Origin of the sequence: Maribacter sp. TH_r10, assembly GCF_033101095.1 — a bacterium.
Classification (GTDB): Bacteria; Bacteroidota; Bacteroidia; order Flavobacteriales; family Flavobacteriaceae; genus Maribacter_A; species Maribacter_A luteus.
Window position 1 is genome coordinate 1 of sequence record NZ_JAWMPY010000029.1, and the last position, 872, is coordinate 872.

The window sequence follows — 872 nt, forward strand, 5'->3', positions numbered from 1 at the left end:
CACGGTGTTGTGTGTAGTTTTATTTTATAAATTTTTTGTTGTCAATTATCCAAATCCACATACCCAAAAAACCAAGCCAAAAAACTAGATGTGTATTTCTGTGCTTTTTTGCATTCTCAAAATCAGTTCTTTTCCAAATAAACCATAAGAAAAGAATGAACAAAGCGAAGTGAAAAATTGGTACTATGTTCATGAAAATTGGTCGCTCTCCATTTTGAAGTAAAGTTTCTAAGTTGTTTACGAAATAGATGAAAACGATAATTTGAAGAACGGTATTCAAGACTAAAAGTACTCTTAGTTGATTAAAATCTTTTCGATTCACAGCATTAGTTTTCAGGATTTACATTATTACACTTTTTGTTGTGTATTTTTTTTCAAACGGCTTATGATTTTCCTTGCGTTGCTTTCAATAATTTTCCATTCCCACAATTCAGGATTTCCAAATTCGGGATTGGTGCTTTTCCAATTTTCAGCTCTCGTTTTTGAGTTCACAGAAACATTGCATTCAATATTGTTTTTGTCATTTTGCAAGTCCAGATGAATGAAAATTATCGCCCAACCATCAATTCTATATCGGAAAGTTTTTCCATTACAGTATTTCGGGTTGAGTTTCATTTTTGAAATTGAGAACTTACCTTTCGTTTCAGGATTATAAATTCCAAATCCGAATTGAGTTTTACCTTCAGATATTCCCTTTTGGAAATAGTCTTTAAATTCGGTCAAATCTTTTATCCGAATTAACTCTTTTTCCATTTCAGAATATGATTCATAAAATTCAGTTTTAGAATCCGATAGAATAAATTCAATCAGTTCAAAAAGCTTGGTTTTATTTATGATTTCTGTTCTTTGCATTCGGTTTTCTCAAATTACAC

At 30.6% G+C, this 872-nt stretch carries 1 protein-coding gene; it reads right to left on the reverse strand.

Annotated features, from left to right (window positions below; all coding sequences use genetic code 11):
- Window positions 1-348: 348 nt before the first annotated feature.
- Window positions 349-852 carry a hypothetical protein gene (locus tag R3X28_RS19175; protein ID WP_317666493.1) on the reverse strand — a complete coding sequence of 168 codons (504 nt, stop codon included), beginning with the start codon at window positions 850-852 and terminating at the stop codon, window positions 349-351.
- Between the last annotated feature and the right edge of the window lie 20 nt (window positions 853-872).